We start from the raw sequence: 14,194 nt of genomic DNA, 5'->3' as shown, positions 1-14,194 counted from the left end.
GTATAGTGTCTTGACAATGTCACAATCCGCACGGTTGTGATGATTACTCTTCCTCGGTATGACAGGGTCATTCAGCACCAAATATTGCGGATGGACGGGATGTTCTCGCGATCTACTGCGCGCGGTCGGCTGCTCCGATGCATATTGTTATCGAGCTGTGCGTCGGTTGCCTCCATTTCAGGCGCTCGTCGTGCCGCGGCCCAGTCGGCCGCGGCCCCCGCCCCAGCCAAGGCCACGGGTTCGACGGAGACCGTTCTGGTCACCGCGCGCAGGCAGCGTCACAACAAGGACTTTAAATCCACGCAGACCGTGAAGGTGCTCGACCAGGACCAGATTCGGGCGACGAGCATCGTGGGTGGCGTCGCCAAGGCCCTGGCCATCGTTCCCGGTGTCAGCACGACCACCTATGGTGCCACCGGCAGCAGCAAGTCGAGCATCAGCATCAACGGCATCAAGGCAGGTTGGGCGGGCTTCTCGGGCGGCAATCCGGACAACGGCAGCCTCGGCATCACCTTCGACGGGGTGCCGATGGTCAATCCGGGAAACGGGCTGTGGCAGGCGACGCTGATCCCGCAATCCTCGCTGTTGCAGACCATCGACGTCACCTATGGGCCCGGCCAACCGATGGATCGCTGGTACACCAATATCGGCGGCGGCATCGAGTTCCAGCCGATCCAGCCGAGTGCAAAGGCCGGTGGCGAGATCGTCGGCACCTATGGCAGCTTCAACACCGGCAACCTCAGCTTCAACCTGCAAACGGGCGATCTCGGCGGTTGGCGCACGGTCGTGGCCGGCGGCGTCAACCATGCCGACAGTTTTTTGCATGCCCCGGACGGGTTCAGCAACAATAGCGACAATTATGCCTTCTACGGCAAGACCGTCAGGACCTTCAATAGCGGCGACCTGTCATTCGGCGCCTATGTGGCACGCAGCGGAGCCTACCGGCCGTTGGCGACGCCGCTTAGCCCGATCTCCGGTGTCAACATTAACGGCTATAATCAGCCAGGCCAGGTCTTTTCCGAGCAGACGACCGGCCTCTACACTACGCTGCCGCGCAACGTGGACTACAAATATGATACGAATGCGATCCAGCTGTTCTATACGAAGCTGAACCTCCATTTGACGGATGCCATCACGCTGCACAATCTGATCTATGGCGATCACGAGCAGCGCCTGCATTGGACGCCGCTGCACGACTATGTCCCGGGAAGCGAGTCGCTCTACGAGGTCAACCAGCCCAGCAGCTACGTGGTCGGCGACAAGGCCGCGTTCGAGTTCCGCGTGCCATACAACGACGCCTTCCTCGGCGGTTTCGTGCAAACCAGCCGCTACCACTCGCGCGAACAACTCTATAATCCCGACCTGGGGTTCGTAAACTCGCCGGTCCCGGTTCCCGACGGCCTGAGAGGTTCGGCCGCGGCGCCGAACGCCAATTACGATAGCGACATTTTCTACACGCTGGATTCTGCGGTGTTCCTGCAGGATACGATCCGGCCGATCCCAAGCCTGGACATCACACCGGGTGTGCGTTTCATCAACTATGCAACCTCGTTCCATCATGACGAAGGCAGCGAATTTCCGCTGGCGGTGCTCTACAACCCGGGTGGTGAACTGAGCCAGTTCCCGAATTCGAACAAGACGGTCTCGCGCTTCGAGCCTTCGGTCGGCGGCAACTGGCAGGTCTTGAAGCCGCTTGCCCTTTATGCGAGCTGGTCGCGGGCGTATCGCCAGCCTGAGAATGGCGGCGGCACCGGCCCGTACGTGGCGCTGCCGGCCAGTGCAGTACAACTCGAACAGGGGACGGAATACCAGGCAGGGATCAAGCTTCGCTTCGGCCGGCTTGGGCCGGTGCGGGACATCTTCGCCGATGTCAGCTACTATCACCTGGACTTCAGCAACGAGACCATCCCGACGGCGCTGGCCAGCGGCGGCTCGCTGCTGGCGTTCGGATCCTCGGTCTATTCCGGAGTGAACTTCTTCGCCGAGGCACAGCCGCTGCAGAACATCTATACCTTTCTCAATCTCGGTACCGTGAGTGCGAACTTCAAGAATTTTACCAACGGATCCGGGACGTTTCATCATGTCCCGGTCGCGAACACGCCGGATGAAAATTTCAATATCGGCCTATATTACCGCTATGATGCTGGCATTGCCACGATCCTGCCACGCGTCTCGTATCAATATACCGGCGCCCAGCACCTCTATGACAACAGCAACAACATCACGAGTGACCAGAAGTACCCGTCCTACGGCGTGGTCAACCTTTCCACCGAAGTGGATTTCGCGCCTCCAAAGGGGCTGGGTACGAAGACCGTAAGCCTGACTCTCGAGGTCGATAACCTGACCGACGAGCGCTACAATTCGTTCGAGTATATCTCGGCGGGCGGCCTCTACGGCGCCGGCGGCTCGACCAATCCGCAAACGGTCGGCGCCGGCGCCGTCCTCGGCCTGCCGGCGCCGGGACGCGCGATCTATGGAAGCGTCGGCGTGAAGTTCTGAGCGTCGTCTACCAGCGGAAAGTGGCAGGCCACATCGTGTTGGATGTCGACCGGGCGCAACACAGGGATGTCGGTGCGGCAGCGGGCTTGCGCCTGCGGGCAGCGGGTGTGGAAGCGGCAGCCAGGGGGCGGGGCGATCGGGCTCGGCACGTCGCCGATCAGGATGGTACGGCCCGCCCGGCTGCCCACCACCGGCCGAGGGATCGCCGAGATCAGGGCTGCCGTGTAGGGGTGCGCCGGGCGGTGCAGCACGTCGTCGGTGGTGCCGCGCTCGACAATGGCGCCGAGATACATCACCGCGACCCGGTCGGCGATCTGGCGCACGACGCTGAGATCGTGGGCGATGAAGACGTAGGCGAGCCCGAGACGTTCACGAAGGTCGGCGAACAGGTTGACGATCTGCGCCTGGATCGACACGTCAAGTGCTGAGACCGGCTCGTCAGCGACGATCAGGCGCGGCGAGAGGGCAAGCGCGCGGGCGATGTTGATGCGCTGGCGCTGGCCGCCGGAGAACTCGTGCGGGTAGCGGTCGAGCGCCTGGCGCGGCAGGCCGGTGAGGTCGAGGAGTTCGTGGAGTCGGGCTGCGATGTTGGGTGCGCGATGGATGCGCAAAGGTTCGGCCAGCAGGTCGGCGATTCGCCGGCGCGGGTTCAGCGAGGCCGCGGAATCCTGGAACACCATCTGCATCTGGGGGCGATAGGGGCGCAACGCGCGTTCGGAAAGCCCGCTGATGTCGCGGCCGTCGAACAGGATTTGTCCGCCGGTGATGGTGGTGAGTTGGAGCAGGCAACGGCCGAGGGTTGATTTGCCGCAACCAGACTCGCCGACCAGGCCGAGCGTCTGGCCAGGCATGACCGTGAGCGACACGTCGTCCAGCGCGCGCAGGGTCACGCCGCGTCCGATCCGGTAGTGCTTGACAAGATGGCGCGTCTCGATCAGCGGATGGTTTACGTCGCCAGCACGCATGCGATGTCCTGGTCTCCGCGGGTGACGAGTGCTGGGCGCGCCTCACAGGCGGCGTAGGCATGGGCGCATCGCGGCTGGAACGGACAGCCTTCTGGGCGTTCGGCGGGATTGGGCGGCTGGCCCGCGATCTGCGGCAATCTCGCGAGGCGGTCGCCGCGCAGAGGCGGGATCGAGGCGAGCAGGGCCGCGGTGTAGGGATGGCCGGGACGGGCGAAGAGGGCTTCGGTCGGTCCGCGCTCGGCGAGGTTGCCGCTATAGAGCACGAGGACACGGTCGCAGGTCTCGGCGACCACGCCCATGTCGTGGGTGATCAGCAGGATCGCGGAGCCGAAATCGCGTGTCAGGCTCCGCAGCAGTTCGAGAATCTGCGCCTGGACGGTGACGTCCAGTGCAGTGGTGGGTTCGTCGGCGATCAGCAAGGACGGATTGCACGACAGCGCCATTGCGATCATTGCGCGCTGTCGTAGACCGCCGGAGAGCTGGTGCGGATAGCGCTCGGCGGTGCGCTTCGGGTCGGCAACACCCATCGCGTCGAGCAGGTCGAGGGTACGCGCGCGGGCGCCGGTGCGGGTCAGCGACTCATGCGCGCGGATTTGCTCGTCGATCTGCCAACCGATGGTGAGCACCGGGGTGAGGGCGGCCATCGGGTCCTGGAAGATCATCGCGATCTCGCGCCCGCGTAGGTGGCGGAGTTCGCGCGGTCGCAGGCCCAGCAATTCGCGGCCCTTGTAGCGCACCGAGCCGGTGACGCGGGCGCCGGGTGCGTCGATCAGACCCATGATGGCGAGCGCGGTCATGCTCTTGCCGGATCCGGATTCGCCAACGATGCCGAGGATTTCGCGGGGTGCGACCCTGAGCGAGAGGTTCTCGATGATACGCACGAAGCGGCCGCGGGTACTCGGCAGTGCGACGCTGAGGTTCTCGATGGCGAGCAGGCTATCTTCCATCGCGCACACGCGGATCGAGAAACACGTAGACGATATCGACGACCGCGTTGGCCAGCACGACAAAGCAGGCGGAATACATGACGGTCGCCATGATCAGCGGCAAATCGAGATTGGCCAAGGCCTGATAGGTCAGCCGACCCACTCCCTGCAGCCCGAACACCACTTCGGTGAGCAGCGCACCGCCGCCGACGAGCTGCGCGAAATCCAGGCCGAACAGCGAGACGAAGGTGATCATCGAGGTGCGCAGGCCGTGGCGGAACAGCACCCGGCTCGCGGACAGCCCTTTGGCCTGGGCAGTGCGCATGAAATCCTCGCTGTAGGAGGCGACAAGGTCGGCACGCAGCACACGGCCATAGATGCCGATGAACAGCACGGCGAGGGTGCACCACGGGATTACCAAAGCGCGAAACCAGCCGAGCGGGTGTTGCGTCAGCGGCACATAGCCGAGGCCCGGCACCCAGGAGAACAGCCAGGTGTCGTGCAGCCGGCTTTGGGTGAACAGGTTGACCACCTCGCCGAGCCAGAACACCGGCATCGAGATGCCGATCAATCCTGCGATCATCAGGCCGCGATCGAGCAAAGTGCCGCGTGTTGCTGTGGCCAGGGTGCCCATCGCGATGGAGGCCAGCACCCAGACGACGGCGGCACCACCGACCAGCGACAGCGTCACCGGGGCGGCGTGGAACACCTCGGGCACAACCTTTTCGCCGTGATCGACGAACGAGGTGAGGTCGCGGGTGACGAACAGCTTCTCCATCATGCGCATGTACTGCACCGGCAGCGGATGGTCGAAGCCGTATTCGTGCCGGACCAGTGCCAAGGTTTCGGGCGAGGCATTGCGCCCGGCGATCCGCGCGGTGGGATCGGCGCCGGGAGTTGCGAAGAAGATCAGGAACACCAGCACGCTGATGCCCAGCAGCACGAACACGGTCTGGCCGAGGCGGCGGAGAATGGCGAAGGTCATGCGCGCCTGCGGCTGGTGTCGCGCACGTCGAGCGCGTCGCGCAGGCCGTCTCCGATGATGTTCAGGGCCAGCACGGTCAGCACGATGGCAAGCCCCGGGGCGAAGGCGACCATCGGTCGTGTATAGATCAGGCCGGTGCCGTCCTGGATGATGGTGCCCCAGCTTGCCGCCGGCGCCTGCACGCCGATCGACAGGAACGAGAGTGCCGATTCTGCCAGCATTGCCAGCGCCATCAGCAGCGGTGCCAGCACGATGATGGTGCCGGAGACGTTCGGCAGAATGTCGCGCAGCAGGATGCGCGCGCGTCCGGCGCCGAGGCCGGTGGCGGCGAGAACAAATTCGCTGTTACGCAGTGAAAGCACCTGACCGCGGATCGGGCGCGCCGCATAGGGCACATAGACCAGGGCAATGATTCCGATCGGCAGCAGCAGATTGTTGGATTCTATCGTGATCGGACCCAAGCGCAGGCCCTGGCTGATGGTGACGATGGAGAGCGAGATCGCGAACAGATAGACCGGCACCGCCCACATGATGTCCATCAGCCGCGACAAAGTGGCATCGACAATGCCGCCGAAAAAGCCGGAGACGATGCCGACGATCGTCGCCATGATAACGCACAGCACGGTGGCGGCGGCGCTGATCAGCAGCGAGTTGCGGCCGCCATAGAGCAGCCGGGCGGCGACGTCGCGGCCCTGGCTGTCGGCGCCGAGCAGATAGGCGGCGCGCCAAGTGGGTCCCACCGGCGACAGGCCGAGATGCAGCGGATTGTCGTCGGGCTGCATCACCGCGACGTCGTGACCGTGCATGGTGAAGGTTGCGGCGACGTCGGAATCGAAGGGATCGGTGTGGGCGATGCGATGTGCGTAGAGGGGGGCCGCAAGGCAGGCGAACACGATCAGCATTAGTCCCGCACTTGCCGAAATCGCGCCGCGGTCGCGCGCGAAGGCGCGGAGCGCCGTGATCCAGGGTCCGTTGCGCGGCGTCATCGTACCCAGACCTGCGAGAATAGCGTGTGGTAGAGCAGCGTGTAGGTGAAGTGGCCAAGCCGCTTGGAGACAAAAACAACATATTTCATCTGGATCAGCGGTGCCGCGGGCGAGGCCTGCATGATCTCGCGGCTGACCTGCGACCAGAGCGCCTGGCCGGCGGCGGCATCGGACGCCGAGACGCGCACGGCACGCTGCATTGTTTCCTGGACAGCGCGGTCGCAAAAGCCGGAAATATTGACGGACGAGTCTGATCCCGGATGGAAGTTCTCGCAGCCGAACAGATCGTCGAGGAAATTCGAGGCCGCCGGATAGTCGCAATACCAGTCGGACAGGCTGATCTGCACCTTGTTGTTGGTATTCTGGACGTAGGTGAACTGAATCGAATTGGTGATGAATTTGACGCTGGCGTCGTAGCCGATCCGGCGAAGCATGTTGAGCAGATAGATGCCCATCGCGCGGTCGACGGCGCGGTCCGAGACGATCAGCGTGACCTTCATTCCCTTGGTACCGCTCTGTTCGACCAGGGCGCGTGCGCGCGCGAGATCGGGCTTTTGCCAAAGCAGTGCGGGATGGGCGATGTTCGCACCCTTCGTATAGAAGCAGGCATTGAGGCGTCCGGGGATTCCGGTCGGCACCATCTCGCATAGCGGCGTTGCAATCGCAGTGCCGCCATAGAAGATTGCCATGGCGGTACGGTTGACCGCGTAGTTGACCGCCTGGCGCGCCTTGAGATGGTCGAACGGCGGCAGGTTTACGTTCATCGGCACGTAGTAGAGCGCGAACACCGGCTCGATATGCACCTGACTGGTGTAGTTGCCGCCGAGCTCGCCGAGACGGTCGAGCGGCTTGTTGTCGAACATCCAGTCATAATGGCCATTCTCAACGGCGGTGACCTGAGCCTCGTCGGAGAGGCCGAAATCATATTGGATCGTATCGACGTAACCCTGCGGCTGCGCCAGTGGGTTCCAGACATGGAAATACGGGTTGCGTTCCAGCCGCATGCCGCGATTGGGATCGTACGAGACGATCATGTAGGGGCCGGTGGCGGCGGCGGGCGTGTTGCCGAGGTCGTGCAGTGGGGTGTCTGCCGGAAGCACCGAGGCATGCGGCATCGCCAGCTTGTCGAAGAACTCGCCGTCCGGCTGGGTCAAGTGGAAAGTGACGGTGCCCGCCGCGTCATCGGCTTCGACGCCGCCGGCCAGGGTGCAGTGGCGCGGATGCCTGAGGCAGAGGCTGGCGCCGACGATCCCGCCAAAGAAGCTGCCGGCGGTCGGGCTGCCGACCTCGAAAATCCGGCGCATGGTCGCGAGTACATCGCTCGGCCGCACCGGCTGGCCGGTGGAAAAGCGGATCCCCCGACGCAGGTGAAATACGTAGGTGCGGCCGCCGTCGGTGGGCGTCGGCAACGACTCGGCAAGGTCGGCGACCAGGGTGCTGCTGCCAGGGCCGTTGACCTTGGCGAAGTTGGTCAGCGTATCGTTGGTAACCGCGAGGACCTGCGCGCCCTCGGTGAGATAGTTGATCTGCGGGTCGAGCGTGCCGGCGCCGCCATCGGCGGTGAGCCGCAAGGTGCCGCCGCGATGCGCGGGCTGATAGGGGGCCGCTATCGGTGCCGCGGCGCAGAGGCATAAGAGAGCGGCGAGGCAGGCTATGCGCATCAGGACAGGCTGCCATGCTTGAAGCGGGCCGCCAACCGTGCATGACCGCCGCTTGACAATCGTAACGGTGCTTATCATAGATATGCTGTGAAAACGACAGCCGGCGATCTGCTGATCCTGCTCAACGACTTGGCCCGGTTGATCCGCACCGAGGCGGATAAGCGCGCACGCCTGCACGGCATGACCCGCGCGCAATGGATGATCCTGAGCCGGGTAAAGCGTGCGCCGGGTCTTACGCAGCGTGCATTAGCCGAAATTCTCGAGGTGGAGCCGATTTCCGTCGGCAGGCTCGTCGACCGGCTGGAGTCGCGCGGTCTGGTCGAGCGGCGGTCCGATCCGAGCGACCGGCGCATCTGGCGGTTGCATCTGCGCCCTGAGGCCACGCCGGTGCTGGCGGCGATGGACGTGCAGCGCGAAGCAATTGGCAAGCTGCTGACCGAAAATATCGCCGACTCGGAGCTGCAGAACGTCTCCGAGGTGCTTTTGCGCATGAAGACCAATATCGGTGTCTGCCGACGGCCGCTCGCCGGCGAATTGCAGGCGAGTGCGTGATGTCGCAGGCAACCGGCATCGACGCGCGCGTGGGCAAGGATAATGCCGGCACGCGCAGTGGCGCGCGCTGGCGTAGTCGTGTGCTGCGGCCGTTGCTGATCCTGGGCGGGGTCGTGGTCCTGCTTGTCGCGGCCGCGGCCTGGTGGCTGGAGAGCGGTCGAATCGTCTCGATCGACGATGCCACAGTTCAGGCGGCGAGGCTTTCGGTAAGTACTGACGTCTCCGGCATCGTGTCCGTGGTCGCGGTGCATGAGGGCCAGCGCGTGCATCGAGGCGAGGTACTGTTTCGGTTAAACCAACGGCCATTCAGGATCGCGCTCGACGGTGCCAAGGCGGCGCGCGGCCAGGTTGTGCTGGATGTGGCCGCGATGAAGCGTGACTATCAGCGCCAGCAGCACGAGGTGCAGGCGCGCGAGGCGCTGGTGCGGTCCGACCAGGAGGACTTCAAGCGATTTGCCGGCCTGGTCGGCACCGGGGCGGCGACACGCGCGGAAACCGATGATGCCCGCTTCAAGCTCGCGGCCGACCAGCAATCGGTGAACGCGCTCCAGTCGCAGGGCGATTTGCAGCTCGCCAAGCTCGGCGGCAACGCCGATATCGATGCGACCCAGACGCCAGCCTACGCCCAGGCGCAGGCACGGGTGGACGAGGCCGAGCGCGAACTCGAGCATACCGTGGTTCGCGCACCTTTCGACGGCATTGTCACCCAGGTGGATAGCGTGCAGCCGGGTATGTATCTCGCCGCCGCGACACCAGCCTTCGCTCTGGTCTCGACCAAGCAGGTCTGGGCCGAGGGCAATCCAAAGGAGACGGAATTGACCTGGGTGCGGCCGGGTGATGCCGTTGATGTCCATGTCGACACCTATCCGGGGCAGGTTTGGCACGGCACGGTGCAGAGCGTCGCCCCGGCCAGCGGCTCGGAGTTCTCGGTGCTGCCGGCGCAGAACACGTCTGGCAACTGGGTCAAGGTGGTGCAGCGCATCCCCTTGCGGGTCAGCGTCGCGCATCGCGGGAGCGCGGGGGATTTGCGCGCCGGAATGAGCGTCGAGCTCGATATCGACACCGGCCATGTCCGGCATCTGTCCGACCTGATCCCGTGAGCGTGGTGCGCACGCCCAACCGTGGCGTGCTGACACTGTGCGCGATGCTGGCAACGCTGATGCAGTCGCTCGACAGCACCATCGCCAATGTCGCGCTGCCCTACATGCAGGGCTCGCTCGCCGCCAGCCAGGACCAGATCAACTGGGTGCTGACCAGCTACATCGTGGCGGCCGCGATCATGACCGCGCCGACCGGCTGGCTGAGCGCCCGCTTCGGCCGCACCCGGCTGTTCGTGGTTGCCGTGCTCGGCTTCACCGTCGCCTCGGTGCTTTGCGGTGTGTCGCAGTCGATCGAACAGATCGTGCTGTTCCGGCTGCTGCAGGGGATGTTTGGCGCATCCCTGGTGCCGCTGTCGCAGGCGGTGATGTTCGATATCTACCCGGTCGAGCAGCGTGGTTCGGCGATGGCGCTCTGGGGCATCGGTGTCATGGTCGGACCGATCCTGGGGCCAACGCTCGGAGGGTGGCTGACGCAGAATTACAGCTGGCGCTGGGTATTCTACATCAACGTGCCCGTCGGCATCGCCACGACAGTCGGTCTGCTCGGCTTCCTGCCGGAGACCAACCGCGTTCGTTCGCGTTTCGACTGGACCGGCTTTGCCATGCTCGGATTGGGCATCGGCGCGTTGCAGACCATGCTCGATCGCGGCGAGCAGCTGGACTGGTTCTCCGCACCTGAGATCATCATCGAGGCCTGCGTGGCCGGCATCGGGCTCTATGGCTTCATCGTGCATTTTCTGCTGGCCGAACGGCCGTTCATCTCGCCGCGCCTGTTGCGCGACGTGAACTTCGTCGTCGGCAACATCTTCATCTTCCTGGTCGGCCTGATCCTGTATGCGACGCTGGCGCTGCTCACGCCGTATCTACAGAACCTGATGAACTATCCGGTGCTCACCGCCGGCCTCGTGCTGGCGCCACGCGGGGCGGGCACGATGCTGGCAATGTTCATTTGCGGGCGCCTGATGGGACGGATCAGCGCGCGGATGCTGACGCTATTCGGCTTCGCGGTGACGATCTACGCGCTTTACCTTATGGCCGGCTTCACCCCGGACGTGTCCGAGAGGGCCATCGTGGTGAGTGGTTTCCTGCAGGGTGCGAGCGTCGGCTTCGTCTTTGTGGCACTCTCCACGGTGACGTTCGCGACCTTGCCGCTCGAATTGCGCACCCAGGGCACGAGCATCTACAGCCTGATGCGCAATCTCGGCAGCTCGATCGGCATTTCCGTGACCGGCGCGCTGCTGATCCGAAACACCCAGGTCAACCACGCCTCGATCGCAGCCCTGGTCACACCCTTCAACCAGGCGCTGCGCAGCGGTGCACCAGGGCGGCTCTGGGACCCGGTGCAACGTCAAGGTGCCGCGGCGCTCAATGCGGTGGTGACGCGCCAGGCGACCACGATCGCCTACATCGACGATTTCAAGTTGATGATGATCGTGGCGATGATCGCGGCACCTTTGGTGTTCCTGATCCGCAAGCCGCCGGCTATCGCGACCACCGGTCATGCGGCGGTGATGGATTAGCACGACGTCAGTGACGCATCACGAAACCGAAACAGCATCTCCGTGAAACTGTCTAGGGGGCGCGTGATGAACCCGTCAGCCTTCAGCATCACCAGGCCGTGCATCTGGGCCCATAGCAGGTAGGCGTCGTCGTCCGCGTTCGCCGGCGCAATCGTAGTGACCGCTGTTCGCAGCAACTCGAAGGCCTTGGTGGAGGCGGCGTCGAGATCGCTGCCGGTCTGGGCCTCCGGCGTCAGCCGGGAGGCGAACATCAGCCGATAAATTTCGATATTGGCGTCTCCGAATGCCAGGTAGGCACGCGCGATGCTCGCCAAAGCCGCGCGTGGCTCATGATGCGTAATGGCGTCGGTCAGTGTGTCCGCCAGTTCGTCGAAGGCTTCCGCCGCAACGGCTTCAAGCAGGGACGCACGATCGGGGAAATGGCGATACGGCGCCGGCTGGCTCACGCCGGCGAGCCGCGCCAGTGACGTCAGAGAGACAGTCTGGGCGCCGTGACGGCTGATCTCCGCGCGAGCGACCCGAAGCAATGCGCGACGCAGGTCGCCGTGATGGTAACGCGGGCGGTCCTTCTTGGCCAGATGCTCTTCAGCCATGTCATAGCTCCCGACTTTGTGGTTGACAGGCCAACTGGATGTCATGTTATAGGCCATAACTTAACGGACCATGAGGGTGATGGTCCACCACATTTTTATCGCGCTTGGCGAGGGGAGGAAGTTGCCTTGGCAAAAATCCGAGCAGCACTTTACGACCGCTATGGCGGACCCGAGGTGCTTCGAGAGGCTCACGTCGATGCTCCGTCACCAAAGGCAGGAGAGGTTCTCGTTCGTGTACACGCTGCCAGCGTAAACGGTTATGACGTCGGCGCCCGCTCCGGCGCGCTGAAGATTTTCACTGGACGGAAATTTCCCAAGCGAACGGGTCTCGATTTCGCAGGCGAAGTTGTGGACACCCTGGCAGGCTCTGCGTTCAAATCGGGTGATCGCGTCTGGGGAGTTCTTCCCTTGCATCAGCTTGGGAGTGCCGCGGAGCTGATTTGTGTGCAGCCGGTGCAGCTCGCGCATTCTCCGGTCGGCCTTGGCTTTGTCGAAGCCGCGGCCCTTCCAGTCGTCGGTTCGACAGTGATTACGGCTTTGCGCGACATGGGCAAACTCAAGCCCGGCCAGCGTCTGCTGGTGCGCGGCGCAAGCGGCGGCGTTGGCAGTATCGCCATCCAGCTTGGACATGCGCTCGGCGCCCATGTGACGGGTTTGGCGAGTGCCGCCAATCTCGGCTTCGTCCGCGAGATGGGCGCCGACGTGGCACTTGATTATGCGATCACCGAACCTGCCAGTCTTGACGCGTTCGACGTCATCCTGGATACGGTCGGCAGCAATCCGAGAGCCTGGCGACGGCGGCTCACGCTGACTGGCCGGATGATCGCCATTGTGCCCGACCTCAAGCACCCGCTCACATCGATGGCTTACTTCGCCTGGTCACGGGTTCATGGCGAACGCCGCGTGCGCTTTTTCAGCGACAAGCCCAACACCGGGTTGCTGACCGATCTCGCCAACTACGTCAAGGACGGATCGGTCAAGCCGATCGTCGACCAGGTCCATTTTCTGTCCAATGTTGCCGACGCTCACCGCGCCATGGAAGCCGGAGGTCGATGCGGCAAGCAGGTGCTCCGTGTTATATGAAGCGCGTTTGACGGGCGGGTCAACGCAACTTGGGTTGTATGGGCGGCCAGGGTCTCCATGATTGCAAGCCCGCAGAATGGCACGGAAGCATCGCCAGCCGACCGCCGCAGTGCTCTAGCGGGCGTCATCCGCCGGTGATGGATTGACCGATCCGTTGCAAAAACGTGTTGGCGTTCTGCGTGTCCGGCTTTATGCTGGCCTCGGACAAGCGGTTCTCGATCGATCGGCCATGGTTCCTTTTTTCGTCGCTGCAGCTGTCATCCTGAGTGGCACGGCACTAGTAGGATACAGTTTCAGTAATCCTGATCCGAAGGTCTTCATCAACGAGCTCTATGCACCGTATATCTATGGGGATCATGCCTATCAAATCGGGCGGGATCTCTCAGAGAAGTTTGATGGTTGTCTGACTTATCTGCTTAAGCTGGATAATCAGCAAGTGCTTGGAGATGCGGGTTATGTCGATTGGGATCCCATATGTAACTGCCAGGACTTTGGCAATTTTTCCAGGTTACGTATCGAGCAAACAAATGGTTCTTATGAATTTCGATATTTAAAAGCAACTTTCCGCAATCTATCGAAGAGGGAAACGGTTAGATTTACTCTTGTTCCTGTCGGCAGGGGATGGAGAATAGCGGATATTTCGGAAGCGGGGATGGCCAGCCTAAAGCGCCTGTTACTGAACGGCTACAAAGACAACTCAGATCATGGAGGTCGGATACAAAGTCTATGTAGGTAGCAATAATTTTGCTGGATGGCTTCGTCATCCCCTCAATAAACACAGACAGCCGATTACGCGACGATCGCCGCTTAGTTTTCTTCTAAACGGCTGAATGGGCCAAGCTGGAGGCGTAATCGTCGATGACGCCTCGCGCATACGCATCGAACCGCTCGCTCGGCTGCCAGCCTTGAAAAATCTCGAGTGCCGGATCGGCGACTTTGGTTCTATGGGCCGCCAGGGTCTCCATGATGGCGAGCCCGCAGAATGGCACGTAAGCCTCTTGGATCATCGCCAATCGGCCGCCGCAGACTTCGCCCGCGAGCGTCATCATCATGGTCGCCAATTCACGGTAGCTGTCGCTATGCAAAAGCAGGCGCGAGAGTGGGTCGATGATGTTGGCATCCAGGCCGCTGCCGACGATGATGAGGTCCGGCTTGAAGTCTCGCACAGCCGGCACGACCAGTCGCTCGAACGCGTATCCGGCTTGGGCGAGCGGCGCGAGCATGCCGAGGTCGCCGCCGCCGGAGTCGCTTACGCGCTTGAACTCGTCCAGGTAGGCCTGTGTGTGGACCCGGGTAAGGTCCTCGTGGCTTGCCGGTGCGACCG

Annotated in this window: 13 protein-coding genes; 6 read left to right on the top strand and 7 right to left on the bottom strand. The window is 63.1% G+C overall.

Translation table 11 applies throughout. The features are described 5' to 3' along the window. Positions 1–90 precede the first annotated feature (90 nt). Positions 91–2,499: a TonB-dependent receptor gene (locus ACQY4K_RS07590; RefSeq protein WP_428394850.1), complete on the top strand. Its 2,409-nt coding sequence runs from the start codon at positions 91–93 to the stop codon at positions 2,497–2,499. Here ACQY4K_RS07590 and ACQY4K_RS07585 read toward each other — a convergent pair. Genes ACQY4K_RS07585 through ACQY4K_RS07565 form a run of 5 tightly spaced genes read right to left on the bottom strand, consistent with a single transcriptional unit; the run spans position 2,472 to position 8,022 of the window. Further along, complete coding sequence (locus tag ACQY4K_RS07585) at positions 2,472–3,464, bottom strand: ABC transporter ATP-binding protein (RefSeq protein WP_428394848.1); 993 nt, start codon at positions 3,462–3,464, stop codon at positions 2,472–2,474. The two genes, ACQY4K_RS07590 and ACQY4K_RS07585, sit on opposite strands and share 28 nt — an antisense overlap. Beyond that, complete coding sequence (locus ACQY4K_RS07580) at positions 3,446–4,411, bottom strand: ABC transporter ATP-binding protein (protein WP_428394846.1); 966 nt, start codon at positions 4,409–4,411, stop codon at positions 3,446–3,448. The genes ACQY4K_RS07585 and ACQY4K_RS07580 overlap by 19 nt, the downstream gene beginning before the upstream one ends. Further along, positions 4,401–5,375 (bottom strand): ABC transporter permease, encoded by a 975-nt coding sequence (locus ACQY4K_RS07575; protein WP_428394845.1) that lies wholly within the window; start codon positions 5,373–5,375, stop codon positions 4,401–4,403. The genes ACQY4K_RS07580 and ACQY4K_RS07575 overlap by 11 nt, the downstream gene beginning before the upstream one ends. Then, positions 5,372–6,361, bottom strand: a complete 990-nt coding sequence (locus ACQY4K_RS07570) for an ABC transporter permease (RefSeq protein WP_428394843.1) — start codon at positions 6,359–6,361, stop codon at positions 5,372–5,374. Before ACQY4K_RS07570 ends, ACQY4K_RS07575 begins: the two co-directional genes overlap by 4 nt. After that, positions 6,358–8,022: an ABC transporter substrate-binding protein gene (locus tag ACQY4K_RS07565; RefSeq protein WP_428394841.1), complete on the bottom strand. Its 1,665-nt coding sequence runs from the start codon at positions 8,020–8,022 to the stop codon at positions 6,358–6,360. Before ACQY4K_RS07565 ends, ACQY4K_RS07570 begins: the two co-directional genes overlap by 4 nt. A gap of 138 nt (positions 8,023–8,160) precedes the next feature. On the opposite strand from ACQY4K_RS07565, the gene ACQY4K_RS07560 reads away from it, so the two are divergent. From ACQY4K_RS07560 to ACQY4K_RS07550, 3 genes are read left to right on the top strand one after another with little or no spacing between them, the layout of a single operon-like run. Beyond that, a complete protein-coding gene (locus tag ACQY4K_RS07560; protein WP_428394839.1) occupies positions 8,161–8,574 on the top strand; it encodes a MarR family winged helix-turn-helix transcriptional regulator in 414 nt (137 codons plus the stop codon). After that, positions 8,574–9,674 carry an HlyD family secretion protein gene (locus ACQY4K_RS07555; RefSeq protein ID WP_428394837.1) on the top strand — a complete coding sequence of 367 codons (1,101 nt, stop codon included), beginning with the start codon at positions 8,574–8,576 and terminating at the stop codon, positions 9,672–9,674. Before ACQY4K_RS07560 ends, ACQY4K_RS07555 begins: the two co-directional genes overlap by 1 nt. Further along, positions 9,671–11,194, top strand: coding sequence for a DHA2 family efflux MFS transporter permease subunit (locus tag ACQY4K_RS07550; protein WP_428394835.1), 1,524 nt, complete (start codon positions 9,671–9,673; stop codon positions 11,192–11,194). Before ACQY4K_RS07555 ends, ACQY4K_RS07550 begins: the two co-directional genes overlap by 4 nt. On the opposite strand, the gene ACQY4K_RS07545 is transcribed toward ACQY4K_RS07550, so the two are convergent. Then, on the bottom strand, positions 11,191–11,787 hold the full coding sequence (locus tag ACQY4K_RS07545) for a TetR/AcrR family transcriptional regulator (RefSeq protein WP_428394833.1): 597 nt from the start codon (positions 11,785–11,787) through the stop codon (positions 11,191–11,193). The genes ACQY4K_RS07550 and ACQY4K_RS07545 overlap by 4 nt on opposite strands. Here ACQY4K_RS07545 and ACQY4K_RS07540 point away from each other — a divergent pair. Continuing rightward, positions 11,773–12,870 (top strand): NAD(P)-dependent alcohol dehydrogenase, encoded by a 1,098-nt coding sequence (locus ACQY4K_RS07540; protein ID WP_428394831.1) that lies wholly within the window; start codon positions 11,773–11,775, stop codon positions 12,868–12,870. The two genes, ACQY4K_RS07545 and ACQY4K_RS07540, sit on opposite strands and share 15 nt — an antisense overlap. Before the next feature lie 142 nt (positions 12,871–13,012). Beyond that, the gene (locus tag ACQY4K_RS07535; RefSeq protein ID WP_428394829.1) at positions 13,013–13,606 is read left to right on the top strand and encodes a hypothetical protein; all 594 of its coding nucleotides are present in this window, start codon (positions 13,013–13,015) and stop codon (positions 13,604–13,606) included. Between the two features lie 82 nt (positions 13,607–13,688). Here the strand turns inward: ACQY4K_RS07535 and ACQY4K_RS07530 are convergent, their stop codons facing one another. Continuing rightward, positions 13,689–14,093 carry a hypothetical protein gene (locus ACQY4K_RS07530; RefSeq protein ID WP_428394828.1) on the bottom strand — a complete coding sequence of 135 codons (405 nt, stop codon included), beginning with the start codon at positions 14,091–14,093 and terminating at the stop codon, positions 13,689–13,691. Positions 14,094–14,194: the final 101 nt, after the last annotated feature.

This window comes from Lichenicoccus sp. (assembly GCF_965276875.1).
Lineage (GTDB): Bacteria > Pseudomonadota > Alphaproteobacteria > Acetobacterales > Acetobacteraceae > Lichenicoccus.
The sequence above is the reverse complement of the archived record's forward strand: the minus strand, read 5'-3'. Positions and strand labels throughout refer to the sequence as shown.

Excerpts from the sequence above, each read along its gene's own strand:
- ACQY4K_RS07590 (WP_428394850.1), top strand. The coding sequence starts at position 91 with ATGGACGGGATGTTCTCGCGATCTACTGCGCGCGGTCGGCTGCTCCGA.
- ACQY4K_RS07585 (WP_428394848.1), bottom strand. The coding sequence starts at position 3,464 with ATGCGTGCTGGCGACGTAAACCATCCGCTGATCGAGACGCGCCATCTT.
- ACQY4K_RS07580 (WP_428394846.1), bottom strand. The coding sequence starts at position 4,411 with ATGGAAGATAGCCTGCTCGCCATCGAGAACCTCAGCGTCGCACTGCCG.
- ACQY4K_RS07575 (WP_428394845.1), bottom strand. The coding sequence starts at position 5,375 with ATGACCTTCGCCATTCTCCGCCGCCTCGGCCAGACCGTGTTCGTGCTG.
- ACQY4K_RS07570 (WP_428394843.1), bottom strand. The coding sequence starts at position 6,361 with ATGACGCCGCGCAACGGACCCTGGATCACGGCGCTCCGCGCCTTCGCG.
- ACQY4K_RS07565 (WP_428394841.1), bottom strand. The coding sequence starts at position 8,022 with ATGCGCATAGCCTGCCTCGCCGCTCTCTTATGCCTCTGCGCCGCGGCA.
- ACQY4K_RS07555 (WP_428394837.1), top strand. The coding sequence starts at position 8,574 with ATGTCGCAGGCAACCGGCATCGACGCGCGCGTGGGCAAGGATAATGCC.
- ACQY4K_RS07540 (WP_428394831.1), top strand. The coding sequence starts at position 11,773 with ATGCTCTTCAGCCATGTCATAGCTCCCGACTTTGTGGTTGACAGGCCA.
- ACQY4K_RS07545 (WP_428394833.1), bottom strand. The coding sequence starts at position 11,787 with ATGGCTGAAGAGCATCTGGCCAAGAAGGACCGCCCGCGTTACCATCAC.
- ACQY4K_RS07530 (WP_428394828.1), bottom strand. The coding sequence starts at position 14,093 with ATGCTCGCGCCGCTCGCCCAAGCCGGATACGCGTTCGAGCGACTGGTC.